Here is a 24,733-nt window from a genome sequence, read left to right as displayed (position 1 = left end):
AGGATGGCGCTTTCCGTTCCGAGGCGGCGATGCGATGCGCCTGAATGCCGATTTCGACCAGCGCGTGGTGCTGCCTCCCGACGAGGCCGCGTGGCAGCCGTCGCCTAGCCCCGGCGTGACGCGGCGGATGCTCGACCGCATCGGCGTCGAAGCGGCGCGCGCGACCAGCCTCGTGCGCTACGCGCCGGGGTCGAGCTTCGCCGAACACGGGCATCCGGCGGGCGAGGAGATCCTCGTGCTCGAGGGCGTTTTCAGCGACGACACCGGCGACCATCCGGCCGGCAGCTACCTGCGCAACCCGGAAGGCTTCCGCCACGCACCGCGAAGCGCGGCCGGCTGTACCCTGTTCGTGAAGCTCCGGCAGTTCGCGGCGGATGATCGCGAGACGGTGCGCCTCGATCCCTCACGCGAGGGATGGCGGCCGGGTCTGGTCGAAGGCCTGCGCGTGATGCCCCTGCATTCGCACGGCACCGAGCACACCGCGCTCGTGGATTGGGCGCCGGGTACGGTGTTCAAGCCGCATACCCACTGGGGCGGCGAGGAGATCCTGGTGCTGCGCGGCGTGTTCGAGGACGAGCACGGCCGCTATCCGGCGGGCACCTGGCTTCGCAGTCCGCACGGCTCGCGGCACACGCCGTTCAGTCGCGAAGGCACCACGCTGTACGTCAAGACCGGGCACCTCGACGCCGAGCGGCTGGCGCCCTGGCTGGGCGCCGACGCCGCCTGATTCCGTGCCCTAGAACGACCAGCGGAACCCCGCGCGCCATGAGCGCCCCGGCCCGGGCACGGCGATGCCCGCGGGCACGCCGGCCAGCATCATCGTCGCGCCTTGGCCCACATAGGCCCCGCCGAGCGGGTGCTGGTAGAAGCGATCGAGCAGGTTGTCGACGCCCACGTCGATGCGCAGGTCGTCCGAGGCCCAGGCCACGGACGCACCGAGCAGGCCATAGCCGGCGGTGCGGATCTCGTTGCGCACGGCGGAACGCGCGCTCTTGCGGCGCACGCCCTCCCAGCCGAGGCGCGCTTCCCACGGCCCGCGATGATGAACAAGGGCGAGCCGCCCCTGCGGCGGCATCACGTTGTAGAGGCCGTCGCCCGTCTGGCGATTGCTGCCGCGCGTGACGCTGGCACTGCCTTCCAGCGCCCAGTGGCCTGCCATGCCGTCCGCCAGCGTCCAGGTCGCGCTGGCGTCGATGCCGTGCAGGCGCGCTGACTGGTTGGCGTAACGCAGCACGTTGAAGCCCGTCGCGTTGTTGGTGAGGCGCACGGCATCGATGTAGTCGTCCACCCACGTGACATAGGGCGAGAGCCGGGCCGAGTGGCCGTTCGCCTTGTCTTGCCAATCGAGTGTGGCGGAGAGCGTATGCGCGGTTTCCGGTTTCAGGCCGACATCGCCGACGTAGCCGTTGCCGTCGCCCACGGTGTTGTTCATCAGCGCGGCCATCGACCACGTGGACCACGCGTAGCGCTCGTGCAGGTTCGGCGAGCGCACGCGGCGCGCCACGCCCACTTCGGCGCTGAATCCTGTGTCGAAGCTGCGGCGAAGCATCGCGGCGAAGCCCCAGTGCAGGTCGGATTGGCGACGATCTCGCGCATTGAAGGCTGCGGCGTCTGCGGCGGTCATCATGTACGAGCCCGGCGGCGCCGGATCGATGTCGTAGCCGCGCACCGGGCCGGCGTCACTGACGACGCGATCCACGCGCAGCCCAACGAGTCGCGTCCAGCCCTCGGAAGGCGTTGACTCCCATTCGACGAAGGCGCCGGTGCGATCGCGCTGGCCGTCGTTGATGTTGACGAAGGTGCCGGGCCACATCGCGGCGCCCGAGGCTGGCCAGTAGTCGTCGAGGCGATAGGCGAGCCCATCGATGCCGGCGCGCAGCGCGTCGCCTTCGGCGTTGATTCGTTCGAGGCGCAGGCTCGCGCCGTTCGTCCGGCTCTCCACCTGCATCGGCATCCCGGCCGCGCAGGTCGGAGAGATCGGGGCGCAAGGCCGTCCTTCTGTCATCGCGCCCGGCACGTTCGAGGCCATGCCGTACCAGAAGCGCTTGTCCGGGCCGAAGTCCATCGTGTGGTCGACCTGCTCGTGCCAGAGGCGCGCGTCGATGGTTAGGCCGCCCAGCGTGCCGGCCCAGTGCGCGTTGACGCGATCAGCCTGGTTGTCGGTCAGGTCCATGCGTTGGTTCGGAAAGCCCTGGAACGGCATATCCTGCCGAGCGATCGTCACGTCGAACTGTTGCGCCCCGAACCGTTGGGCGACCGTGAGCTGCTGGTTGCGCGTCTCGTAGGCGCTCGATCCCACCTCGTCCAAGGGCAGGACATGGCTCTCGCGGCCCGTGCCCGCGAAACTCTTGAAGGCCTCGGCAGCGCGATAGTTGTCGGCCTGCGCGTGGTTGGCGACCACGGCCACGCTGGTGTCGGCGTCGCCGGCACGAAGCGAGAGATCGGCACCGCGGGCGTCGCCTTGCTGTCTCGCATAGCCGCCCGCTTGTCCGCCGATACGCCAACCCGCGTCGCTGTCGTTGAAATGCAGCGGCGTCGCATCGATGGCGATGGCACCGCCCAAACTGTCACCGCCGAGGCTGACGGGGGCGAGGCCCACGAACACCGCTGCCTTCCGGACCTGTGACGGCGCGAGATGGGAGAGCGGCGGATTCATGTGGTTCGCGCAGCTGGCGATCAGATCCATGCCATCCACTGCGATGCGGACACGATCATCGGCGAGTCCACGCAGCACCGGCAGGCTCGACGCGCCGCCCGCCCCCTGCAGCGCGACGCCGGGGACGTGCGAGAGCAGGGCCGCGACGTCGGCACCGTGATGCGCACGACGGTCGCCGGTGCTGTCGGCTTTCTCGGCGACGGGCAGTGGCCGCAAGGGGTCGCCGTGCACTTCGACGCGATCGAGCGTGACGGCATCCGGTGAAGGGGCGGCCATGACGAGTCCCGGAAGACCGGCGACGATGGCGAGAGCCAGGAGGGAGTGGCGAAGGGGCATGACGGGGTCCAGTGGATCGAGGCGCGCAGGGTCATGCCTTGCGCCACGCCATGCCTTGAGGCGAATCAAGTCGGAGGCGCACTGCGACGATGTGTCGCAGGGGTCAGCCTCGCGTTGACGACCACAGGTGGTCCCGTTCGACGGCCGTCAACACCTCGGTTGCTTCGGCGCCGATTCCGGTAGCGGCACGGTGAGGCCATGGATGCCGGCAACGACGAGAAGGGCACCGAACCCGCTGATGGCTGATCGCCATCCCGCCGTGAGCCGGCGATCTTCGCCGACCAGACGATGGACGAAGGGAAGGGACGGCGCGTACTCGACCAGGACGGACTCGCCGACCGTGCCCGAATAGCCGCTGCTTTACCCGTCGTGGGCCGCTCCTTCCGCGTCCGTGAATGCGTAGCGGATGAATCCGACGCGGCTTCCCCCGGACGAGGGTACCGAGCCGGCATCGACGACGGTGGCCAAGGTCTGCACGCCATGGGCCTCGAGCACGCCGTCGCGCAGGAGGGGTTGCATCCCGAAGCCGACCAGCACGAGTCCGAAGAGGACCATCCCCGCATAGCCGAAGCGCTGCTGGCGGAGGATCGGTGGCCAAGGCATCGGTGTGTCCCCCAAAGGAATCGACGTCAGGCTCGCCGACCGGCGAGGCTCCCGGCAAGTCGCGACGGCGATTCCGGTACCAATAGCAGATCCACATGCCGGCCACGCACGCGGATCCGCCCGTCATCGACCAGCTTCGCGAACGCCCGGCTGACGCTCTCGTTCGTCATGCCGAGGTAGCTGGCGATCTCGCCCCGGCCCATGGCCAGATGGAGGCGCGGTGCGTCGTTGGCCGTCGCGGTCGGCGCAGGGACCAGGGACCACAGGAAGCGTTCGAGGCGCTCGTGCACCAGTCGCTGCGCCAGCAGGACGAGCTGGGCCGCGTGCCGCTCCATGGGTTCGGCACAGGTACGCCACCACAGTCGCAGCAGCGTCGGGTCGTCCATGGACATCGCCTCGAGGCCGGCCACCGGCAGGGCCAGGACCACGCTGGGTTCGAGCGCGACGGCTTCCGCGGCGTGCCTGCCGTCCTTGGTGTGTTCGAAGCCGATGACCTCGCCACGTCGGACGAACGACGTGATCCGTTCGTCGCCGGATTCTTCGCGAGCCACCGTCTTGAGCGCGCCTTGCAGCACGATGTGCAGGGTGTCGACCGCGTCGCCCACGTCAAAAAGCACCGCGCGCCCCGGTAGTGTCAGGCGCTCGATGGTGATCCCCGAGTGGCCAACCACCCCAAGGCGTCGGACCGGCGTGCTCCGCGAGGGCGGCAGTTCGGCGAGCGCCGGCAGGACGCCCAGTCGGGCCAGGAGGGCGAAGGCTGGCGATGTCGGGGATACCACGGCTCAGGGCTCCCGGGCCTCGACGCGGTACGTCGCATGGCAGGCATTGCACTGGCTGATGGCCTCGCCGACATGTCGAAGTGTCCGCGGCAGATCCTTGGCGGCGGCAGCTTCCGACGCTTGGCTCATGGCGACGTGCATGGGCCGTGCGAAGCGCGGCCAGCCGTCGGGCAACGCGGATCGGAAGTCCTCGGCCCCGGCGTGCCCGCCACCGGACGCGCCCTCGGCAAGCAGTGCGACGGCGGACGACGCATCGTCATGGCCCAGCGCCAACAGCGTGCCCTCGATGCGCTCGAGGTGGTTGCGCATCTGGCGACGCAGTGCCGCGGCCTGGGCGGGCGTCATGGTGATGGCTTGGCGTGCATCCGACGGGCGCGACACTTCTGCCTTGTCTGCAGGAACCTCCACCCAGATCAGCCCGCGCAAGCTGCCGGCTTCGAAGCCAGTCGCGGGATCGTCGGGATAGAGGCGTCGAATGGTGCCCGCGAGGCCGGCCTCGACCGAGGGGCCGTGGCAAACGGTGCAAACCGCCTCGGTCTCGATCGCTTTCGCCCAGTGGAAGCCACCGCTGGCCGCATCCACGGATGCCACGGGCGCCCAACTTGCGGGCGAGCCCTCCGGAGGCGACGCCAGCCATGCGTCCAGAGTTTGCTTTTGCCATCCCTCCAGCCGGTTCGCCGGTTGGCGTGACCGCACACCCACGCGTCCCAACCTAACGCCGTGGGTCGCGGAGACCCGCTCAGCGATGCGTGGGGCTTCGTCGTGGCAGACCTCGACACCGGCCGACGGTCCGCCTTCGGCCATGGCCGCGCCCAGCGTGCGGCGCAGTTCGCTGGAGAACGCCTTCGCGGCTTCGGCAGCGCGCGTGTCGTTCGTCGTCGGTGCGGGAGGCGACTGCGACGTGGCCGCTCCCGAAGTCAGCGCCATCGCCAGTGCCAGCGCGATCGCGCCCCGAACGCCGTGGCGGCTCATCGCCCACCCCCCATCGGCAAGCCTGCGCGTTGCCAAGCGATCATCCCGCCCTTCACGTTGATGGCCTTGAACGACGCGTCGTCGCCCAGAGTCCGGCAGGCCAGACCGCTGCGCATGCCGCTATGGCAGATGAGCAGGAGCGTGTCGTTCGCGCCGGCGTTCACGCCCTTGGCAGCGAGGGCGCGCTCTCCGCCGCTTTGAAGGTCGCCAAGCGGGATGTGGATCGCCCCCTTCGCGTGTCCGGACTGCCATTCGGAATGTTCACGGACATCCACGAGGGTCGCGCCGGACGCCATCAACGAGGCCGCCTCCTCGACGGATGCCGAGGTAGCGGGGCCGCCGAGCAGACTGCGAATCATGGCGAGCATCGAACACCTCTTCTCTTTTGAGTTCAGTCAATCCTAATATAAGAATATTCCGATATAAAGTCGTTCGTCGGACCAGCGACGGCCCTGCGACCCTTGGACGCACCCCGGTTCAATCCGGTGCGCGTCTCCCTTAAGGTGCCCTCGCCGCTTCCGATTCCGTCCAACCCCGGCCGGCGCCCGCCGGCCCCTCAGCAGGCCAGCACCATGGATCTCGATCCGGTCTTCCTTTCCAGGCTGCAGTTCGCCTTCGTCGTTTCCTTCCACGCGATCTTCCCGGTCTTCACGATCGGCCTCGCAAGCTACATCGCGGTGTTGGAGACGATCTCCCTGAAAACCGGTAGCCCGCATTGGGAGCGGCTCGCGGCGTTCTGGACCAAGGTCTTCGCGGTCGTGTTCGGGATGGGCGTGGTCTCGGGCCTGGTGATGGCCTTCCAGTTCGGCACCAACTGGAGCAACTTCGCCTACACGGCTTCGAACTTCCTCGGACCCATCCTCGCCTACGAGGTGGTCACGGCCTTCTTCCTCGAGGCCGCGTTCTTGGGCGTGCTGCTGTTCGGTCGGGGCAAGGTGCCGAAGGGCTTGCACCTGCTGTCCGCCTACATGGTGGCGATCGGCACGTTCATTTCGTCCTTCTGGATCCTGTCGGCCAATTCCTGGATGCAGACGCCGACCGGCTTCGAACTCCGCGAAGGCATGGTCCACGTGACAAGTTGGGCCGAGGCGATCTTCAACCCCTCGTTCCCCTACCGCTTCGCGCACATGGCGCTGGCGTCCTTCCTGACGGGGGGCTTCGTGGTGGCTGGTGTCTCGGCGCTGTACCTGCTGCGTGGCCATGCCGTGGAGTCGGCGGAGCGCGCGCTCAAGATGACGCTCGTGCTGCTGGCGGTGATCGCCCCGCTGCAAATGTTCGTCGGCGATATGCACGGTCTAAACACCCTCGAACACCAGCCGGCCAAGGTCGCCGCAATGGAAGGCCACTGGGAGACCGGCGGCCAGGTGCCGCTGCTGCTGTTCGCGCTGCCCGATCAGCAGGCCGAGGAGAATCACCTCGAGGTCGGCATTCCGAAGCTGGCCAACGTCATCCTCAAGCACGATGCTGACGGCGTGGTGCAGGGACTGAAAGACTTCGCCCCCGAAGAGCGGCCGCCGGTGGCGATCGTGTTCTGGAGCTTCCGCGTGATGGTGGGCATCGGGATGCTGATGATCCTCGTCGGACTCCTCGGTGCTTGGCACGTGTGGCGCGGCACGCTGCGCTCGTCGCCGCGCTTCCTGCGCGTTCTGACCTGGATGATCCCGGCGCCGTTCATCGCCGTGCTCGCCGGCTGGTTCGTCACCGAGATCGGTCGCCAGCCCTACCTGATCTACGGCGTGATGACGGCCAGCGAGGCAGTGACGCCGAGCCTGCAAGGTTGGATGGTGCTGTTCACGATGGTCGGCTACATCGCGGTGTACGCCGTGGTCTTCACGGCCGGGCTGCACTACCTGCGCAAGGTCGTTCAGCACGGCATCACCGAGCTGCCGGCCCACGGCGACGACCATGGACGGCCGAAGCGGCCGCTTTCCGCGGTCGAAATCGACGAGGCGCCGTCCTCCACGCCGTCCTTCTTCCAGAACTGAGCGCTCGGAGCACATCCCATGTTCGACTTCACCTATCTCTGGGTCGCCATCATCGGCTTCGGCCTGCTGATGTACGTGCTGGCCGATGGTTTCGACCTCGGCGTCGGCATGCTCTTCCCGTTCGCCGCCAGCGAAGACGAGCGCGACGTGATGATGAACTCCGTCGCGCCGGTCTGGGACGGAAACGAAACCTGGTTGATCCTCGGCGGCGCCGGCCTGCTCGCCGCGTTCCCGCTGGTCTATGCCGTCTTCCTTCCGGCGCTATACATCGGCGTTTTCCTGCTGCTGGCCGGGTTGATCTTCCGCGGTGTCGCCTTCGAGTTCCGCTTCAAGGCCTCGGCGAAGGGAAAGCCGATGTGGAACCTCGCCTTCACCGGCGGCTCGCTGGTGGCGACCTTCGCCCAAGGCGCCGTGGTCGGGTCCTACATCCAAGGCTTCGAGACCGAGAACATGCGCTACGTCGGTGGCGCCTTCGATTGGCTCACGCCGTTCACGGTGATGACCGGCCTTGGCCTCGTCGCCGGCTATGCGCTGCTCGGCGCCACTTGGCTGGTGCTCAAGACCGAAGGCGAACTGCAGCAGCGGATGCGCCGCTGGTCGGTCCGTCTTTTAGCCGTGGTCATGGGCTTCTTCGTGGTCGTGAGCGTGTGGACGCCGCAGATGGATGCCTACGTGCATGACCGCTGGTTCGGCAACCTCTCGTGGCTGTGGGTGCTGCCTGCCGCAACGGTGGCGGTTGCCGCGCTCGTGTGGCGAGCGCTGGCGCGCGGCAGTGATGCGCTGCCGTTCATCGGCACCATCGTGCTGTTCGGCCTGTTCTACGGCGGACTGCTCTTCAGCAAGTGGCCCTATGTGGTGCCGCCGAACCACACCTTCCATGACGCGGCGTCCGCACCCGAAAGCCAGCTGTTCCTGCTCATCGGCGTGCTCTTCGTCATCCCGTTCGTGCTGATGTATACGGCGTGGACGTACTACGTGTTCCGCGGCAAGGTGAAGATGGGTGTCGGCTACCACTGAGGCCGCCGTCGAGTCGCTGGCGGGGGATCCCCGCGCCGCGGCCGAGGCTCGCTGGCTCGCACGGCTTCCCAGCGAGCATCGCCGCTGGCTGTGGCTGGCCCGTGCCGGTGGCTTGGCCGCCTTGGTCGGCGTGGTGCTGCTGTATGGCAGCTTGGCAAGCGTGCTCGTGGCGGCGCTTCAACCGGGTTCGGCATTTCCCTCGGCGCTCGCCTGGGCCGGTCTGGTCGCTGGCGTGGCCCTGCGCTTCATTGGCGGCCTTGCGCGGGATCACGGCGGTCAGGGCCTCTCGGCAGCGGTGCGCCATGCGCTGCGTTTCCGGCTGCTCGCCGCGGCGACGCGACAGGGGCCGGCTGCGCTGACTGCCCAAGGGGCGGCGGCCTGGTGGGCGCAGCGTCATCTGGACCAGGTGGATGCGCTGCACGGGTACTTCGCTCGCTATCTGCCCGCTCGCGAGTGGGCGCGCGTCCTCCCGCTGGCCGTGGTCGCGATCGTCCTGTCGCTGGACTGGATCGCCGGCCTCCTGCTGTTGGTCGCCATCCCACTCGTTCCTCTCTTCATGGTGCTGATCGGGATGGGTACGCAATCCGTCCAGGAGGCCCAGCAATCGCAGGACGCGGCGCTGGGTGCCGAACTCCTGCAGCGCCTGGAGACGCTGCCGTGGCTGCGCCGGGTGGGCGCCTTGGAGGAATCCACGGCGGCGGTGGCGGAGGCTGCGCAGGCCCATCGCGGTCTCGTCATGCGGGTGCTGCGCGTCGCCTTCCTGTCGTCGTCCACGCTCGAGCTGTTCAGCGCCTTGGCGATTGGCCTCGTCGCGCTCTACGTGGGCTTCGCGCTGCTCGGCTTGATCACCTTCGGCCCCGCCGCGAGCCTCGACGCGTGGACCGGCTTCTTCGTGCTGATGCTCGCGCCTGAAGGCTTTCTTCCCCTGCGGCAGTTGGCGCAGGCCTACCACGAGCGCAGCGCTGCCTTGGCCGCGTCGTCGTCCCTTGCCGCCCTCGATGGCGACGAAGGTGGCGGGATGGCGGCGCCTGCGCGGCCGGAGTCCCTCGCCGGAGAGGATGAGGTTCTGGTGCTCGAGGCGGTGCACCACGGCTACGGGCGTTCGAAGCGTGCCGTGCTCTCGGGCCTCGATCTTCGTCTTCGGTCTGGCGACGTGGTGGGCCTTGCCGGCCCCAGCGGTAGCGGGAAATCGACGGTGCTGGCGTTGGCGGCAGGGTTCCTGACGCCCGACGCCGGCCGTGTGGCGCGCTGCGCCCGCTGGGCTTGGGTGCCGCAGCGGGTGCACCTGTTCCACGGGACGGTTCGCGACAACCTGAAGCTCGCGTGCGACCCGTCGGTGGGCGACGCGGTGCTGCTCGAGGCGCTGACGGCGGTCGGCCTCGGGGCGCCGACCTCGGAACTGCCGAGAGGCCTGGAGACGCCGATCGGCGAAGGCGGCACGGGCGTGTCCGGCGGCCAGGCCCAGCGGCTCGGCGTCGCGCGCGCTTGGCTCTCCGGCGCACCCCTGTGGTTGCTCGATGAGCCGACGGCGGCGCTGGACGACGCGACGCGTGACCGCCTGCTCGACGCACTGCTGCCGTTGGCCCGCGAGGCGCGTGTCGCGGTGCTGATTGCCAGCCATGATCCGGTCGTGTTGGCTCGATGCGATCGTGTCGTCACGCTCGCGGATTTCCGGGATTTCCGATGACTCCGTGGCGATACCTCTGGCGTCTCTACCGCCCGGGCCTGCCTCGATGGCTGCTGGCATGGGCGGCGCTTGCCCTGACGTGGATGGCCGGCGCGGCGCTGCTCGCGCTGTCGGGATGGTTCATCGCGGCGACGGCGTTGGCCGGCCTCGGGCTGCTGGTCGGGCTCAACATCTTCACGCCGTCCACGGCGATCCGCGGGCTGGCGCTGGTGAAGCCGGTGACGCGATATATCGAGCGCATCGTCGGCCATTCGGCGGTGCTTCGGCTCCTTGCCGATCTTCGCGTGCGCGTTTTCGCCACCGTGGCGGCCACCCCGGCCCGGCTTTGGGCCGAGGGTTTGGGGCGCGAGCGCCACGCGGATCTGGTGACCCGGCTACTGCGTGATGTCGACACGCTGGATGGCGTTCCGTTGCGCGTCGTCGGCCCCTTGCTGGCCGCTTTGCTCACCCTGCTGGCGGCAGTGGTGGCGATGGCCCATTGGGGCTCGTTCGCGTTGGCGGTCGTGCTGGGCGCCGGGGGTGGAATCATCGGCATTACGACGCTCCTCTTTGCCGGCATCGGACGACGGCGCGGCATGGAGCGGGTGGCCTCGCGCACGGCGCTGCGTATCGGCCACCACGATCACTTCAGTGGCTTGGCGGAGCGCCTCGCTTACGGAAAGGCGGACCAGGGGCTCGTGCAGCTGGATGCCCTCGCGCGCGACGATCTGCAGCGTGCGCAATCGCAGGAGCAATGGGCGCTTTGGGCCGAGCATGCCGTGCAGGCGCTGGTGGGACTGTGGCTGGTGGCCGTGGTGGCGCTGGGCTGGGGCACGCTCGATGCCGCGTCGCTCGCTTTGGTCGCCCTGATGACGCTGGGTCTCGGCGAGGCCTTCGCCGGCTTGCCGGGTGCCTGGTGGCGGGTGGGTGAAGCCGAAGCCTCGGCGCATCGGGTCATGGCACTCGAATCCCGCGCCATGGCGGACGCCGAGCGATTCCATCCTGAAGCAGCGAGGCACAGGCTTGCCCCGCGCTCGTGGGTGATCGAAGGCCTGCGGGCGCGCCACCAGCCGCATGAGGCAACCCCGTGGTCGGCGATCCTGATGCCGGGTGCGCCGTGGGTTCTTCACGGCCCCAGCGGCTGCGGCAAGAGCAGCCTGTTGGCCACGCTGGCGGGTGAGCTGCCGCCCCACGCAGGTCGTGTGCTCGTCGACGGCGTGGATTGGCTGGCCCTGCCGGATGCGCAGCGCTATCCGCATGTGGCCTACCTCGGCCAGGAGGACCATCTGCTCGACTTGAGCGTGCGGCAGTTCCTGCGGCTCGGCTTGGGTGAGGTCGCTGACGCTGAACTGCATCGCGTGTTGCAGGCGGTGGCGCTCGACGCTGTATTCGAACGCACCGGCGATGGGTTGGACTACCGGCTGGGACCGCGGGGTTCGCGCGTGTCCGGCGGGCAGGCGCGGCGGTTGCAGCTGGCCGCGCTGCTCCTGCGTGATCCGGGCCTCGTGCTGCTCGACGAACCGTTCCGCGGCCTCGATGCGGCGCTGATGGCGCATCTGCTGCCGCGTCTCCAGCCGTGGCTCGAGGCGCGCTGCACCGTGATCGTGACGCACGCGCCAGAGGCCCTGCCGGCCACGTGGCGGCGGCAGCGCTGGCCGCGGGTGGGCGAAGGCTGACCGCGACCGACGCGGCCGCAGGCGTCAGCGTTCGACCGGCTGCCCCGCGTTGGTCCAGCCCATGAATCCACCGGCCAGCGAGACGGGCTCGGCGAATCCAAGATCTTTCAGCGCCGCTGCCGCCAGTGCGCTGCGTGCGCCGCTGCGACAGCTGAGGATCACCGGAAGCTCGCGATGCGACAGCGCGGGATCCTTGATGCAGTTCACCGCCGGATGGCCATCGACTTCGAACTCCAGCACGCCGCGCGGAATGTTCACCGCACCCGGAATGCGTCCTTCGGCGAATTCGCCGGGTTCGCGCACGTCGACGAGCGGTGCGCCTTTCGCGCGGAGCGTTTCCAGTTCGGCGTGGTCGATCTCCCGGATGCGGGCCTTCGCGGCGGCGACCAGGTCCTGGACAGTCTTCATGGGGTTCTCCTTGGCAGGGGAAGGTGCGCCTTTCGGCACGGTCAGGAAGCGAGCAGGGCAGGGAGTTCCCGCCCGACGATGTACAAGCCCATCAGGATCAGCAGGGCGGCGAAGCCGCGACGAAGGAGCACTTGCGGCAGGCGTGTGGCGAGCTTTTGGCCGACGATGCTGCCGATGGCGCCGACCCCGGTGAACAGGCCGAGGAGCCGCCAATCCAGCGCGAGGCCGGCCGCGTCGAGTACGAAGAGATGCTTGCCGAGGCCGCTGAAGGCGTTGAGGGCGATGATCCACAGGCTGGTCGCGATTGCCCGGTGCATGGGCAGGCCGCCGAGCAGCACCAGGGCCGGCACGATGAGGAAGCCGCCGCCGACGCCGACCAGGCCGGTGAGCAGGCCGACACCAAGGCCATCGATGACGATCCATCCCCGCGATCGCGGGGCGGCGACCGTGGTGGTCGCCGGCGCGGCCCGGGTCATCCGCCAGGCCGCGACGACCATCACGACCGCGAACAGCAGCAGCTGCACATCGCCGGCGATCCAGCGCGACAGGTGCGCTCCGAGAATGGTGCCGAGCATCCCCGGCACGCCGAACCAGCCGACGCTGCGCCATTCGACGCCGCCGCGCAGCGCCGACGGGATGGCCCCGGCGAGGGCGATGCCGCCGACCACCGCCAGCGAACCAGCGATGGCCACCTTCTCCGGCTGGCCAACGAGGTAGACGAGCAGCGGCACCGTGAGGATCGATCCGCCCGAGCCGAGCAGGCCCAGTGACAGGCCGACGATCACCGCACCGAGCAGGGCGAGCCAGATCACGGGGGCGGCCTCAGGCGGCGGAGCAGGGCGTGGACATGGCGCCAATCTACATTAGTATTCGCTAATGCACAAATCACCACCCGAAGTCCCTGGATGGCGCCGATCACCGGTGCCGGGCGGCCTGCCTTCCTCTCGGCCTCGCGCTGCGCGCGCTCGACGGCGTGAGCGCCTCGCCGATGCCCACCGCTTGCGCCCAGTCGCGGAGTGCCGCTCCGAGCTCGCGGAACTCGTCCGCGCGAGCGTGCCCGCGGCGCCAGCACAAGCCGAGGGTTCGTCGCCCGCCGTCGTAACCGAGGGGCCGAGTGACCACGCCGCCGCCCTGCAGCAGCCCGCCCTCGATGGCCAGCGTGGGCAGCAGGGTGCTGCCCATGTCCACCGCCACCATCGCCGCGAGCGTCTGCAGGCTGGTACCGGCGAAGGTGGTTTGTGCGGCGGCGGCGGCCGTCTCCAGCACGGGGAGTGCGTGGTGGTGCAGGCAATTCGAGGCCTCCAGCAGCATCAGTGGCTGCGAAGCGATCTCCTTCGGACCGATTCGTGGCGCCTTGGCCAAGGCAGAGCGCGGGCTGCAGGCGAAGCGATAGCTGTCATGGAACAGAAGGTCGACCTCGCAGCCCGGAACCTCGTAGGGAAAGGCGATCAGCAGCAGGTCCAGGTGGCCGGTTTCGAGGTCGGCCAGCAGCTCGGGCGTCTTGTCCTCGGAAAGCAGCAGATCGAGTTCGGGGAAGCGCTTGCGCATTGCCGGCAGCAGCTTCGGCATCAGGAAGGGCGCGATGGTCGGGATACTGCCGAAACGCCAAGTGCCGGCCATCGGTTGCGACTCGGATTGCGCCAAGGCCATGAAGGCCGCGGCCTCCGCGAGAACGCGCTTCGCTTGCGCCGCGAGGCGTCGGCCGGCCGGCGACATGGCCACGTGGCGGCGGTCGCGATCCGCGACGCTCACGCCAAGCCGCTCCTCCAGTGCCGCGAGGCCACTGCTGAACGCCGGCGCGCCAACGCCACAGGCGCGGGCGGCTTCGGTGAAATGGCCATGCGCGTCGAGGGCGACGAGGTATTCGAGTTGCCGAAGGCTGGGCGGATTGTCCATGTGTTCGACTCTATCAAACACAGCGATCGTAACTATTCATTTCTATTGATCAACACGGCGACCTAGAGTGCTTCCCATGACGACGAACCAGGACATCGAAATGACTGCCAACGAAACCCTCGAGGGCCCGGGTGGTCCCGCCTCGAAAGTGACCGCATTCTTCGATCCGGTCACCCACACGGTCAGCTACCTCGTGCGTGAACCGGACGGTCCGGCCTGCGCCATCGTCGATCCGGTGCTCGACCTCGATTACGCCTCCGGCCGCACGAGCCATCGATCGGCCCAGGCCATCGCCGATGTCGTTCGCGCGGAGGGCCTGCATGTCGAGTGGATCATCGAGACCCACGTCCACGCCGACCACCTCTCCGCCGCGCCCTGGCTGAAGCGCGAACTCGGCGGGCGCATCGCCATCGGCCAGCGCATCGACGTGGTGCAGGAGACCTTCGGCCGCGTCTTCAACGAAGGCCCGGCCTTCCGCCGCGACGGCAGCCAGTTCGACCACCTGTTCCAGGACGGCGAGCGCTACGCCATCGGCGCGCTGCAGGCGGTCGCCCTGCACACGCCGGGCCACACCCCGGCCTGCATGACGCACGTGATCGGCGACGCTGCGTTCGTCGGCGACACGCTGTTCATGCCGGACGGCGGCTCGGCGCGGGCCGATTTCCCCGGCGGTGATGCCCGCACGCTCTACCGCTCGATGCGCCGCGTGCTGTCGCTGCCGCCCGAGACCCGGCTGTTCATGTGCCACGACTACGGCCCGGGCGGGCGCGAGATCCGCTGGGAAACCACCGTGGCCGAACAACGTGCCTCCAACATCCACGTCCGCGACGGCATCGCCGAGGACGACTACGTCGCGCTGCGCACCGCTCGCGACGCCACCCTCGGCATGCCCACCCTGATCGTGCCGTCCCTGCAAGTGAACATGAAAGCCGGCGCCCTTCCGGAACCCGAGGGCAACGGCGTCCGTTACCTCAAGGTTCCGCTCGATTCGCTCTGAACCCATCTGCCGCGCGAAGCGCGGCCCTCCCCAGGAGAATTGCCATGAGCTGCACTGATTCCAACGTCCTTCCGGTCGCCGCAAACGCTGCGCCGATGGTTTCCACCGTTGCTGCTCCGGCCGCTGCGGTGGCCGCGCCCGTCGCCTATGGCCTGCCGCGCATCAACGAGCGCGCGCCGGCCTTCCAGGCGCAGACCACCTTCGGTCCCCGATCGCTCGACGATTACCGCGGCAAGTGGCTGGTGCTGTTCTCGCATCCCGCCGACTTCACGCCGGTCTGCACCACCGAGTTCACCGCCTTCGCCAAGGCCGCTCCCGACTTCGCGGCCATCAACACTGAGCTGCTCGGCCTGTCGATCGACTCGATCTACTCCCACCTCGCCTGGGTGCAGAACATCAAGGAGAAGTTCGGCGTCGAGATTCCCTTCCCGATCATCGAGGACTTGTCGATGAACGTGGCCCGCGCCTACGGGATGATCCATCCGGGCGCCTCCGACACGGCGGCCGTGCGCGCCACCTTCATCATCGACCCGAACGGCATCCTGCGCGCGATGGTCTATTACCCGATGACGAACGGCCGCAGCGTCGCGGAGATCCTGCGCCTGGTGCGCGGCCTGCAGACCAGCCTCTCGCAGGGCGTGGCTACGCCCGAGGGCTGGCAGCCCGGCGACAAGGTGCTGGTCGGAGCGCCGAAGACCGTGGCCGACCTCGAGGCCCGCCTCGGCGAAGGGCTCGAGACGACCGACTGGTACTTTTCGATGAAGAAGGCGTCCTGAAGCGGCACGTTGTTTACCCGCACCATCCACTGGAGAAAGACCATGGCCAAGCAAGCGAAAGCCCAGAACGTGCCGAAGATGCCCGCCATCGACATCGGTATCGGCGAGAAGGACCGCAAGGCCATTGCGCAGGGTTTGTCCGTGTTGCTGGCGGACAGCTACACGCTGTACCTGATGACGCACAACTTCCATTGGAATGTCACCGGGCCGCAGTTCAACGGACTGCACCTGATGTTCATGGGCCAGTACACCGAGCAGTGGAACGCGCTCGACGACATCGCCGAGCGCATCAGGGCGCTCGGTTTCCCGGCCCCGGGCACCTACCGGCAGTTCGCACAGTTGGCCACCTTCGGTGAGGTGGAGGGCGTGCCGTCCGCCGACGACATGCTTCGCCATCTCGTCCATGCCCAGCAAGCGACCGCCCGCAGTGCGCGCGCACTCCTTCCGCTCGCCAACAAGGCCGACGACCAGCCCACCGCGGACATCGCCACGCAGCGCCTCGCCATGCATGAAAAGACGGCCTGGATGCTGCGCAGCATGCTGGCGCCCTGACGCTCAAGACAGGGCATGTTGCGGCGGCGACCGCAGTCCTCAGCCGCCGCCTTCGTTGCTCTTGTCGCCCAGCAGGACGCGACCGTCCGCGTCGCGGACCTCGACCTCGACATCGATGCCGTCGCGGACACTCTGGGTGACGACACAGAAGTCTTCGAACTGGGCAAGCACGCGCTCGAACTGCTGGTGCACGCCCGGATGCTCGGCCAGCGTGATCTCCACGCGGGCTCGCGGGATCCGCCACCGGCCTTCGGCGTTGCGGCCCATGAGGCCGGTGATCCGGGCGGTGATCGGACCGGGCTGGTTGCCGAATTTGCGCAGAGCGAACGTGAGGCTCGCCGCCAGGCAATTGGCGATCGAGGCCAGCAGCAGCTTGGATGGATTTGGGCCGTGTCCGGCGCCGAGCGGCACTGGCTCGTCCGACAGCAGGTCGTCGATACCATCGCCGAACTCGATCCGGAAGGCATAGCCCTCCTGCTGGTGCAGGGTCACCTCGATGCGCTTGTCATCCATCAGGGTGTCCCGCGTTCCGGGTCGAGGCCGCGAGAAGGCGCATCGTCCAGCGCCGGGCGATCGGTGCGCAGAAGAAGGCCGCGACGATGGCGATCGGCCACGCGACGACGAAGGCATGCAGCCATCGGCCGACGAAACCGGCATCGACGCCCGTGTTGACCGCGGTGAGCACGGCGCTCATCAGGAAGGCCATCAGCAGGGCCATGAGCACGGCGAACAGGCCGCGGAACTTGAGGCTGTCCATCAGGAGGCCTTGCGGCGCGAAGCCGCCTTCGCCGCGGCTGGCCGAGGTGCCGACTTCGCCGCTTGGCGGGATTTCGGCGCCGCGGCCTCGGGGGTTGGGCAATAGAGGTCGTGCAAGGTCCCGAGCATGGCGCGAGCGGGGCCATCGACCAAGGCGTAGAAGATCGTCTGCGCCTCGCGTCGCGTCTCGACGAGTCCCTGCTCCCGCAGGACAGCGAGGTGCTGAGACAGCGCCGACTGCGACAGCGGCACGTGGGCGTTGATCTCGCCGACCGAATGCTCGCCTTCCACCAGCAGGCAAAGGATGCGGAGGCGCTGGGGGTTGCCCAGCGTCTTCAGGAGCTCGGCGGCGGCTTCGGCCTGTGCGGCCATGGCGGCCGCCATCGGCGGCAGGCGGGTGGTGGTCTTGGGCATAGGCCTTGGATTGTAGGACGACGACCCGGTCAGTCGGCAAAGCCCGCTTCCGCGGGCACCTCGAGCGTCGTCCGGGCGGGTCATGCAGCCTCCGTAGTGCAGGGCACGACGCCTGGCCGACCGTCGATCGGGCATCGCTTGAATTCACTTTAGCGCGTGCTAAATTAGAAACCAACCAACTCAATGCGGGGCGTGCCATGGCGAAGATCGTCGTTCTCGGGGCAGGGCTCGGTGGCATGAGTGCCGCCTATGAAATCCGCGCCGCCGTGGGTCGCGAGCATGAGGTGACCGTTGTCGGTGAGGGCGGGAAGTTCAGCTTCACGCCGTCGAACCCGTGGGTCGCCGTCGGTTGGCGCAAAGCCGCCGACATCCAGATCGACGTCGCCGGCCATCTCGCCAAGAAGCAGATCAGCTTCGACGGAGCGGGCGCGCAGCGCGTGGATCCCGCCCGCAACCGTCTTGTGCTCAAGGACGGTCGCGAGCTCGCCTACGACCATCTGGTGATTTGCACGGGGCCGCGCCTCGCCTTCGATGAAGTGCCCGGCCTCGGCCCGGAGGCGCACAGCCATTCGATCTGCACGACCGACCACGCGGTCGCTGCCTGGGCCGCCTACGAAGACTTCCTGAAGAATCCCGGTCCGATCGTCATCGGTGCGGCACCGGGCGTGAGCTGTTTCGGCCCGGCCTACGAGTTCGCGATGATCCTCGACGCCGACCTGCGCAAGCGGAAGCTGCGCGACCGCGTGCCGATGACCTACATCACGCCCGAGCCCTACATCGGCCACATGGGCCTCGGCGGCGTCGGCGACAGCAAGGGCCTGCTCGAGAGCGAGCTCCGCCAGCGGCACATCAAGTGGATCGCCAACGCCAAGATCACCGGCGTCACCGGGGATGCGGTGAGCGCCACCGAGTTCGACGAGCGCGGCAACGCGGTGAAGGAGCACGCCGTTGCCCATCGTTTCGCCATGATCATGCCGCCGTTCACCGGTGTGGACGCCGTGCGTGGCGTCGAGGGCTTGGGCAATCCGCGCGGCTTCATCCTGATCGACAAGCACCAGCGTCACCCGGCCTTCCCGAACGTCTGGTCAGCGGGCGTCTGCGTGGCGATTCCGCCGGTCGAAGTGACGACCGTGCCGACCGGCGCGCCGAAGACCGGCTTCATGATCGAATCGATGGTGACTGCGATAGCGCACAACCTCGCCGCGGTGCTCGCCGGCCGCGAGCCGGAGGAGGTGCCGACCTGGAACGCCATCTGCCTCGCCGACATGGGCGACACCGGCGCCGCCTTCGTCGCCATCCCGCAGATCCCGCCCCGCAACGTCACGTGGGCGAAGGTCGGCAAGTGGGTGCATGTGGCGAAGGTGGCGTTCGAGAAGTACTTCCTCGCCAAGATGAAATCCGGCAACACCGAGCCGATCTACGAGAAGTACGTCCTGAAGGCCTTGGGCATCGGGCGCCTGAAGTAAGCATCGAGCCGAGCCACGCGCCTGCCGTTCCCCCTATCCTTTCCCCGGAGCTCCACCATGAACATCGACCGTGCTGTCTTCGCCTTCGCCGGCGTCATGACCCTTCTTTCCGTCGCCCTTACCCATTTCGTCTCGCCGTGGTTCGTCCTGTTCACGGTGTTCATCGGCCTCAATCTGCTGCAATCCGCGTTCTCCGGCTTCTGCCCGGCCGCCATCGTCTTCAAAAAGCTGGGTTTCTCGTCCGGCTCTGCGTTCCGCTGAAGGATTTCCCCATGGTTTTCCGCCGCCTGCCCCTCGCTGCCGCCCTCTTCGCCGCCCTTGCGCTCACCGCCTGTTCGGGCAGCGACGACGCGGCTCCCACGTCGCCTGATCCCGGCTTGCAGACGCTCGCCGTCGCGCCGGCGACCGCCGCGCGCGAGCGCAGCTGGGACGGCGTGGTGCAGGCGGTGAACCAGGCAACGCTCGCCGCGCAAACCGCTGGCCGGGTCGTCGAACTGCCCTTCGACGTCAACGACGTGGTGAAGGCCGGCGACATCGTCGTGCGCTTCACCGACGTCGAGCAGCGCAGCGGTCGCGCGCAGGCGGAAGCCGCCCTGCGGGCCGCACGCGCGCAGGCCGCGGAAGCGGACGCCGACCAGCGCCGCATCGCCGACCTCGCCGGGCGCCAGCTGGTGGCGCGCTCGCAGCTCGACCAGGCCACCGCACGGCGCGACGCCGCGCGCGCGGCCCTCGCCGCCGCCGAAGCGGGCGTGAAGCAGGCGGGCGAGCAGGTCGATTACACCGTGGTGCGCGCGCCGTACTCGGGCCTCGTCACCCAGCGCCATGTCGAGATCGGCGAGACCGTCGCACCGGGCCAGCCGCTGGTGTCGGGCCTTTCGCTCGGCCAGCTGCGCGTCGAGGTGCAGGTGCCGCAGGCCGACATCGCGGCCATCCGCGAGCACAAGACCGCCACGGTGCGCTTGGCCGACGGCCGCGACGTCGAGGCCCGCGAGGTGATCGTGTTCCCCGCGGCGAACCCGCAGACCCACACCTTCACCGTTCGCGTCGAGCTGCCGGAGATGGAAACCGGCCTGCAGCCGGGCAACACCGTCAAGGTGCGCTTCAAGCTGGGCGAGGCCGAGCGCCTGCTCGTGCCCGCCACGGCGCTCGTCCGTCGCAGCGAGATCGCTGCCGTTTACGTGGTGTCGCCCGAGGGCCGCGTGGGCCTGCGGCAGATCCGCGTCGGCGAGGTGTTCGGGGATCGCGTGGAAGTGATCGCCGGCCTCGCTTCGGGCGAGGCCATCGCGCTCGACCCGGTGGCCGCGCTGGTGGCCCAGCGCGCCGCGCGGGAGGCCGCCGATGAGTGAGCCTCGTCTTGGCGTATCCGGCCGCCTGGCCCGGGCCTTCCAGACCAACCCGCTGACGCCGGTGCTGGCGCTGGCGGCGCTGCTGCTCGGCCTCGTGGCGGTGATGATCACCCCGCGCGAGGAAGAGCCGCAGATCGACGTGACGATGGCGAACGTCTTCGTGCCTTTCGCCGGCTCGTCCGCGCACGACGTCGAATCACTCGTCAGCGTGCCGTTGCAGCAGAAGCTCGCCGAGGTCGAAGGCGTCAAGCACGTCTACGCGATGAGCCGTCCCGGCATGGCCGTGGTGACCGTCGAATTCGACGTCGGCATCCCGCGCAAGGACGCCCTCGTCCGCCTGTATAATCAGGTCTTCGCCAACGCCGACTTCGTGCCGCCGGGGCTGGGCGTGGGCCCGCCGCTGGTGCGCCCGATGGGCATCGACGACGTGCCGGTGATGGGCGTCACCCTGTGGACGGACGATCCGCAGCGCGGTGCGACCGAACTCGGCGCCGTGGCCCGTGCGCTGGAAACCGAACTCAAGCGCGTGCCCGGCACCCGAGACATCACCACGATCGGCGCGCCGGAGCGCGCGGTGGTCGTCGAGTTGGACGCCACGCGCCTCGCCGCGCATGGCATGACGGTCGGCGAACTGCAGCAGGCGCTGGCCGCGGCCAACGTGGTGCTGCAGGCCGGCGAGCGCGTCGATGCCAGCGGTACGCAGGTGCCGGTGACGGTGGGCACCTTCCTCGCCGACGCGAACGGCGTGGCCGATCTCGTGCTCGGCCTTCGTGAGGGCCAGCCGCTCCGTCTCGCCGACATCGCGACCATCCGCGAAGCCGCGGACCGACCGACCGCTTACGTTTGGCACGCGACGGGCGCGGGCGCGCCGACCGGCGACGCGTCGCCCGTGGAATGGGCCCCAGCCGTCACGTTGGCCATCGCCAAGAAGCCCGGTGCGAACGCCGCCGACATCACGGCCGCGATCCGCGAGCGCCTCGTCGCCCTTGAAGGCGCGCTGATCCCTGAGGGCGTGCATGCCACGGTGACGCGCGACTACGGCTTCACCGCCAACGAGAAGGCGATCACGCTGATCAAGAAGCTGGTCTTCGCGACCATGGCCGTGGTGCTGCTGGTGCTGGTCGCGCTCGGCTGGCGCGAAGCGCTGGTGGTCGGCGCGGCGGTGATCCTGACGCTGGCCGTGACGTTGTTCGCCAGCTGGGCGATGGGCTTCACCATCAACCGCGTCTCGCTGTTCGCACTGATCTTCTCCATCGGCATCCTTGTCGATGACGCCATCGTCGTGGTCGAGAACATCCACCGCCACATGACGCTCGGCGCCAAATCGTTGCGCGAGGCGCTGCCGGCGGCGGTCGACGAGATCGGCGGCCCGACGATCCTCGCGACCTTCACCGTGATCGCGGCACTGCTGCCCATGGCCTTCGTCACCGGGCTGATGGGCCCGTACATGCGCCCGATCCCAATCAACGCCTCGGTGGGCATGCTGCTCTCGCTGCTGATCGCCCTCACGGTGACGCCGTGGCTGGCGGTGAAGCTGCTGTCGCGCCACTACGCGCGCTTGGGTGAGGCGGGTGGCCACGGCCACGGCGGCCTCGCGGCGCGCCTGCACGGCGTGTTCGACCGCTTGATGCGCCCCTTCCTCGACCCGGCCAAGGGCGGCGCGCGCCGGTTCAAGCTCTTCGCCGGCATCGGTGCCGCGGTGGCGCTGTCGGTCGGCCTCGTCGTGGTGCAGCTGGTCGTGCTGAAGATGCTGCCCTTCGACAACAAGTCGGAGCTGCAGATCGTCGTCGACCTTCCGGAAGGCACGCCACTGGAGCGCACCAATGCTCTGCTCCTCGAACTGGCCGCCGAACTCCGCGAGCGCCCCGAAGTGCTCGACGTGCAGGGCTACGCCGGCACCTCGGCGCCGGTGAACTTCAACGGCCTCGTGCGCCAGTACTACCTGCGCGAAGGCGCTGCGCTCGGCGACCTGCAGGTGAACCTGGTCGACAAGCATGACCGCGACGACCAGAGCCACGACCTCGCCCGCGCCTGGCGCCCGGCCCTGCAGGCGATCGCCACCCGCTATGGCGCCGCGTTGAAAGTGGTGGAAGTGCCGCCCGGCCCGCCCGTATTGGCGCCGTTGGTGGCCGAGATCTATGGCCCCGATGCCGCCACGGTGCGGCGCATCGCCGAAGGCCTCGAAGGCCTCGCGCGCGACACCGATGGCCTCGTCGACATCGACACTTCGCTGGAAGCGAAGGCCTCCCGCGAGACGGTGGTGGTCGACCGCGTGCGCGCCGCACGCCTGGGCGTCAGCCAGCAGGCCATCGCACAGACGCTTGCGCTCGCCGTGGGCGGTGTGGACGCCACCTACCTGCGCGACGGCGTGGCGAAGCACGCCATCCCGGTGCGCCTGCGCCTCCCGGCGGGCGAACAGGCGCGCATCGACGAGCTGCTGGCGCTGAAGGTGCGTGCGCAGGACGGGCGGATGATTCCGCTGGTCGAGCTCGTCGAGGTGCGTCGCGAGCCGTGGGAGCCGATGCTGATGCAGAAGGACCTGCTGCCGGTCGTCTATGTCATGGCCGACGAGGCCGGTGAGGTCGATTCGCCGCTGTACGGCATGTTCTCGCTGGTGGGCCGCGTCGATTCGATCGACGTCGGCGTGCCGGTGGCGCAGCGCTTCTTCACCGCGCCCGATGACCCGCTGGCCTTCACCATCAAGTGGGACGGCGAGTGGCAGGTGACGTGGCAGACCTTCCGCGACATGGGCCTCGCCTACGCCGCGGGCCTCGTGCTGATCTACCTGCTGATCGTCGCGCAGTTCCGCAGTTACGTCGTGCCGCTGGTGATCATGGCGCCGATCCCGCTCACCGTGATCGGCGTGATGCCGGGCCATGCGCTGCTCGGTGCGCAGTTCACCGCAACCAGCATGATCGGCATGATCGCGCTGGCGGGCATCATCGTTCGCAACTCCATCTTGTTGGTCGACTTCATCAACCACGAGATCGCGAACGGCCGTGAGCTCGCCGATGCCGTCATCGAGGCCTGCGCCGTTCGCGCGCAGCCCATCGGGCTCACCGCGCTGGCGGCGATGCTCGGCGCGCTGTTCATCCTCGACGACCCGATCTTCAACGGCCTCGCCATCAGCCTGATCTTCGGCATCGCCGTCTCCACCCTGCTGACGCTCGTCGTGATCCCGCTGCTTTACTTCGCGTGGTTGCGCGGGCGTCCGCGGACCGCCTGATGGCCGGGTAGTGGCGGCGGGCTCGCGGCCGGGCCCGCCGACTGCGTGAAGCGCGGCGGATCGAGCAGGCGCGCGAGGTCGGCCTGCACGGCCTCGGCTTCCGGCGCCATGCGGGTGTTGGCGTCCTGCACCATGAACACGCCGGCGATGCCGGCGGCGCCGTCCACCCAGCCCTGGAAGCCGAAGGCACCCGGGCTCGACTCGACGACCGGCGCGCCGGCCCGAGAGGTCGGCAGGATCCAGTGGCCGAAGCCATAGCCCCAGGCGCTCAGCTCCTGGGGCACGGGCGGCACGTCCTGCTTCACCGTGCCCTCGGCGTGGTCGCGCTGCATGGCGCGAATCGTCGCGACGGCGAGATAGCGCTGCCCGGCGTTCGGGCCTTCGCGGATGACGCCATCGGCATGCCACATGGCCATCAGCTTCCGGTAGTCGGCCAGCGTGCTGCGGATGCCGCCGGCGATGCGCGGGTTGGGCACCACCACGAGGCCGGGTGCGGTGCTGTTGAGGCCGAAGTCGGTGGCGGTGAGCGCGAGCGGCGTGGTCAGCTCGCGGGCGAACAGCACGTCCCACCCCAGCCCGGTCGCACGCTCGGCCATCGCCGCGGCCACCTGCATCGACAGGCCGCCGTAGGCGAAGGTGCTGCCGGGCGCGGCGATCATCGGCCCGGCGAGGATCTGCGAGGAACAGGCCTGCAGCGTGGTGAGCGCGTTGGCGATGCAGCCCGACTCGTCGCCGGGCAGCCCGCTCGTGTGCGAGAACAGCTGGGCCAAGGTGACGGCGCGCTTGTCGGCCGGTGCGGTGGGCCACCATTCGCCCACCGTCGAATCCCATCGCAGGGTGCCGCGCTCCACCAGCCGCGCGAGCACGAGGGCCGAGACCCACTTGCTGGCCGAGGCGATGGGGATGCGGGTGGCGTCCGAGTAACCGCCGTAGTGGCGCGTCAGCACGGGCTGGCCGTTGTGCGACACCCACAGCGAGGCACCGTCGAGCCGGTAGCGCGCCACGAGCGACTGCATGCGGGCATCCACCACGGAGAAATCGACTTTGGCCGGTGTCTGTGCCGCGGTGGGCAGGGCCAGCAGCAGGGGGGCGAGGAGGGCGAGGAGAGGGCGCATGGGGCGGGTAACGCGGCGGGGGCGGGATGGTTGACCGGGGTGTTGCGGCTGGGCCCCAATGGCGCTTCGAAGGGATACGGAGCGCGATGTC

At 68.9% G+C, this 24,733-nt stretch carries 24 protein-coding genes; 12 read left to right on the top strand and 12 right to left on the bottom strand.

Going from position 1 to position 24,733, the window contains the following annotated elements; all coding sequences use genetic code 11:
• Window positions 1-34: 34 nt before the first annotated feature.
• Entirely contained in the window at window positions 35-727 is a 693-nt protein-coding gene (locus O9280_RS11705; protein ID WP_298342772.1) for a cupin domain-containing protein, read from the top strand.
• A gap of 9 nt (window positions 728-736) precedes the next feature.
• On the opposite strand, the gene O9280_RS11700 is transcribed toward O9280_RS11705, so the two are convergent.
• From O9280_RS11700 to O9280_RS11680, 5 genes are all read right to left on the bottom strand, one after another.
• The gene (locus tag O9280_RS11700; protein ID WP_298342769.1) at window positions 737-2,992 is read right to left on the bottom strand and encodes a TonB-dependent receptor; all 2,256 of its coding nucleotides are present in this window, start codon (window positions 2,990-2,992) and stop codon (window positions 737-739) included.
• 360 nt (window positions 2,993-3,352) lie between these two features.
• Window positions 3,353-3,595 carry a hypothetical protein gene (locus O9280_RS11695; RefSeq protein ID WP_298342766.1) on the bottom strand — a complete coding sequence of 81 codons (243 nt, stop codon included), beginning with the start codon at window positions 3,593-3,595 and terminating at the stop codon, window positions 3,353-3,355.
• Between the two features lie 26 nt (window positions 3,596-3,621).
• Window positions 3,622-4,374, bottom strand: coding sequence for a Crp/Fnr family transcriptional regulator (locus O9280_RS11690; protein ID WP_298342763.1), 753 nt, complete (start codon window positions 4,372-4,374; stop codon window positions 3,622-3,624).
• Window positions 4,375-4,377: 3 nt separating this feature from the next.
• Window positions 4,378-5,301 (bottom strand): DUF3365 domain-containing protein, encoded by a 924-nt coding sequence (locus O9280_RS11685; RefSeq protein ID WP_298343345.1) that lies wholly within the window; start codon window positions 5,299-5,301, stop codon window positions 4,378-4,380.
• A 41-nt stretch (window positions 5,302-5,342) separates the two neighbouring features.
• On the bottom strand, window positions 5,343-5,714 hold the full coding sequence (locus tag O9280_RS11680) for a rhodanese-like domain-containing protein (RefSeq protein ID WP_298342760.1): 372 nt from the start codon (window positions 5,712-5,714) through the stop codon (window positions 5,343-5,345).
• Between the two features lie 204 nt (window positions 5,715-5,918).
• Between O9280_RS11680 and O9280_RS11675 the strand changes: the two genes are divergently transcribed.
• From O9280_RS11675 to O9280_RS11660, 4 genes are read left to right on the top strand one after another with little or no spacing between them, the layout of a single operon-like run.
• Window positions 5,919-7,331, top strand: a complete 1,413-nt coding sequence (locus O9280_RS11675; protein WP_298342757.1) for a cytochrome ubiquinol oxidase subunit I — start codon at window positions 5,919-5,921, stop codon at window positions 7,329-7,331.
• Between the two features lie 18 nt (window positions 7,332-7,349).
• The gene (cydB, locus tag O9280_RS11670) at window positions 7,350-8,348 is read left to right on the top strand and encodes a cytochrome d ubiquinol oxidase subunit II (protein WP_298342754.1); all 999 of its coding nucleotides are present in this window, start codon (window positions 7,350-7,352) and stop codon (window positions 8,346-8,348) included.
• Window positions 8,332-10,035 carry an ATP-binding cassette domain-containing protein gene (locus tag O9280_RS11665; protein ID WP_298342751.1) on the top strand — a complete coding sequence of 568 codons (1,704 nt, stop codon included), beginning with the start codon at window positions 8,332-8,334 and terminating at the stop codon, window positions 10,033-10,035. The genes cydB and O9280_RS11665 overlap by 17 nt, the downstream gene beginning before the upstream one ends.
• On the top strand, window positions 10,032-11,690 hold the full coding sequence (locus tag O9280_RS11660) for an ATP-binding cassette domain-containing protein (RefSeq protein WP_298342747.1): 1,659 nt from the start codon (window positions 10,032-10,034) through the stop codon (window positions 11,688-11,690). Before O9280_RS11665 ends, O9280_RS11660 begins: the two co-directional genes overlap by 4 nt.
• Window positions 11,691-11,714: 24 nt before the next feature.
• Here O9280_RS11660 and O9280_RS11655 read toward each other — a convergent pair whose 3' ends face one another.
• The 3 genes from O9280_RS11655 to O9280_RS11645 form a co-directional block, all read right to left on the bottom strand.
• Window positions 11,715-12,098: a rhodanese-like domain-containing protein gene (locus tag O9280_RS11655; RefSeq protein ID WP_298342744.1), complete on the bottom strand. Its 384-nt coding sequence runs from the start codon at window positions 12,096-12,098 to the stop codon at window positions 11,715-11,717.
• Between the two features lie 41 nt (window positions 12,099-12,139).
• Window positions 12,140-12,910, bottom strand: coding sequence for a sulfite exporter TauE/SafE family protein (locus O9280_RS11650; RefSeq protein WP_298342741.1), 771 nt, complete (start codon window positions 12,908-12,910; stop codon window positions 12,140-12,142).
• A 103-nt stretch (window positions 12,911-13,013) separates the two neighbouring features.
• Complete coding sequence (locus O9280_RS11645; protein ID WP_298342738.1) at window positions 13,014-13,994, bottom strand: hydrogen peroxide-inducible genes activator; 981 nt, start codon at window positions 13,992-13,994, stop codon at window positions 13,014-13,016.
• Between the two features lie 100 nt (window positions 13,995-14,094).
• Here O9280_RS11645 and O9280_RS11640 point away from each other — a divergent pair, with 100 nt between their 5' ends.
• Genes O9280_RS11640 through O9280_RS11630 form a run of 3 tightly spaced genes read left to right on the top strand, consistent with a single transcriptional unit; the run spans window position 14,095 to window position 16,319 of the window.
• Complete coding sequence (locus O9280_RS11640; RefSeq protein ID WP_298343342.1) at window positions 14,095-14,991, top strand: MBL fold metallo-hydrolase; 897 nt, start codon at window positions 14,095-14,097, stop codon at window positions 14,989-14,991.
• A gap of 44 nt (window positions 14,992-15,035) precedes the next feature.
• Window positions 15,036-15,767 carry a peroxiredoxin gene (locus O9280_RS11635; protein ID WP_298342735.1) on the top strand — a complete coding sequence of 244 codons (732 nt, stop codon included), beginning with the start codon at window positions 15,036-15,038 and terminating at the stop codon, window positions 15,765-15,767.
• A gap of 42 nt (window positions 15,768-15,809) precedes the next feature.
• Window positions 15,810-16,319: a Dps family protein gene (locus O9280_RS11630; RefSeq protein WP_298342732.1), complete on the top strand. Its 510-nt coding sequence runs from the start codon at window positions 15,810-15,812 to the stop codon at window positions 16,317-16,319.
• Window positions 16,320-16,358: 39 nt separating this feature from the next.
• On the opposite strand, the gene O9280_RS11625 is transcribed toward O9280_RS11630, so the two are convergent.
• The 3 genes from O9280_RS11625 to O9280_RS11615 are packed head-to-tail and all read right to left on the bottom strand — an operon-like array spanning window position 16,359 to window position 17,489.
• The gene (locus tag O9280_RS11625; RefSeq protein ID WP_298342730.1) at window positions 16,359-16,832 is read right to left on the bottom strand and encodes an OsmC family protein; all 474 of its coding nucleotides are present in this window, start codon (window positions 16,830-16,832) and stop codon (window positions 16,359-16,361) included.
• A complete protein-coding gene (locus O9280_RS11620; RefSeq protein WP_298342727.1) occupies window positions 16,825-17,076 on the bottom strand; it encodes a DUF2798 domain-containing protein in 252 nt (83 codons plus the stop codon). The genes O9280_RS11625 and O9280_RS11620 overlap by 8 nt, the downstream gene beginning before the upstream one ends.
• Entirely contained in the window at window positions 17,076-17,489 is a 414-nt protein-coding gene (locus O9280_RS11615; RefSeq protein WP_298342724.1) for a metalloregulator ArsR/SmtB family transcription factor, read from the bottom strand. Before O9280_RS11615 ends, O9280_RS11620 begins: the two co-directional genes overlap by 1 nt.
• Window positions 17,490-17,686: 197 nt before the next feature.
• On the opposite strand from O9280_RS11615, the gene O9280_RS11610 reads away from it, so the two are divergent.
• Genes O9280_RS11610 through O9280_RS11595 form a run of 4 tightly spaced genes read left to right on the top strand, consistent with a single transcriptional unit; the run spans window position 17,687 to window position 23,527 of the window.
• Complete coding sequence (locus tag O9280_RS11610; protein WP_298342721.1) at window positions 17,687-18,955, top strand: FAD/NAD(P)-binding oxidoreductase; 1,269 nt, start codon at window positions 17,687-17,689, stop codon at window positions 18,953-18,955.
• Between the two features lie 57 nt (window positions 18,956-19,012).
• The gene (locus O9280_RS11605) at window positions 19,013-19,216 is read left to right on the top strand and encodes a DUF2892 domain-containing protein (RefSeq protein WP_298342718.1); all 204 of its coding nucleotides are present in this window, start codon (window positions 19,013-19,015) and stop codon (window positions 19,214-19,216) included.
• Between the two features lie 11 nt (window positions 19,217-19,227).
• Complete coding sequence (locus O9280_RS11600; RefSeq protein ID WP_298342716.1) at window positions 19,228-20,301, top strand: efflux RND transporter periplasmic adaptor subunit; 1,074 nt, start codon at window positions 19,228-19,230, stop codon at window positions 20,299-20,301.
• Window positions 20,294-23,527, top strand: a complete 3,234-nt coding sequence (locus tag O9280_RS11595) for an efflux RND transporter permease subunit (protein WP_298342713.1) — start codon at window positions 20,294-20,296, stop codon at window positions 23,525-23,527. Before O9280_RS11600 ends, O9280_RS11595 begins: the two co-directional genes overlap by 8 nt.
• Here the strand turns inward: O9280_RS11595 and O9280_RS11590 are convergent.
• A complete protein-coding gene (locus O9280_RS11590; RefSeq protein ID WP_298342710.1) occupies window positions 23,488-24,642 on the bottom strand; it encodes a serine hydrolase domain-containing protein in 1,155 nt (384 codons plus the stop codon). The two genes, O9280_RS11595 and O9280_RS11590, sit on opposite strands and share 40 nt — an antisense overlap.
• Window positions 24,643-24,733: the final 91 nt, after the last annotated feature.

Source organism: Silanimonas sp. (assembly GCF_027531545.1).
Taxonomy (GTDB): Bacteria; Pseudomonadota; Gammaproteobacteria; order Xanthomonadales; family Xanthomonadaceae; genus Silanimonas.
Note: the sequence above shows the minus strand (reverse complement) of the source record. Positions and strands in the feature narration are given on the sequence as shown.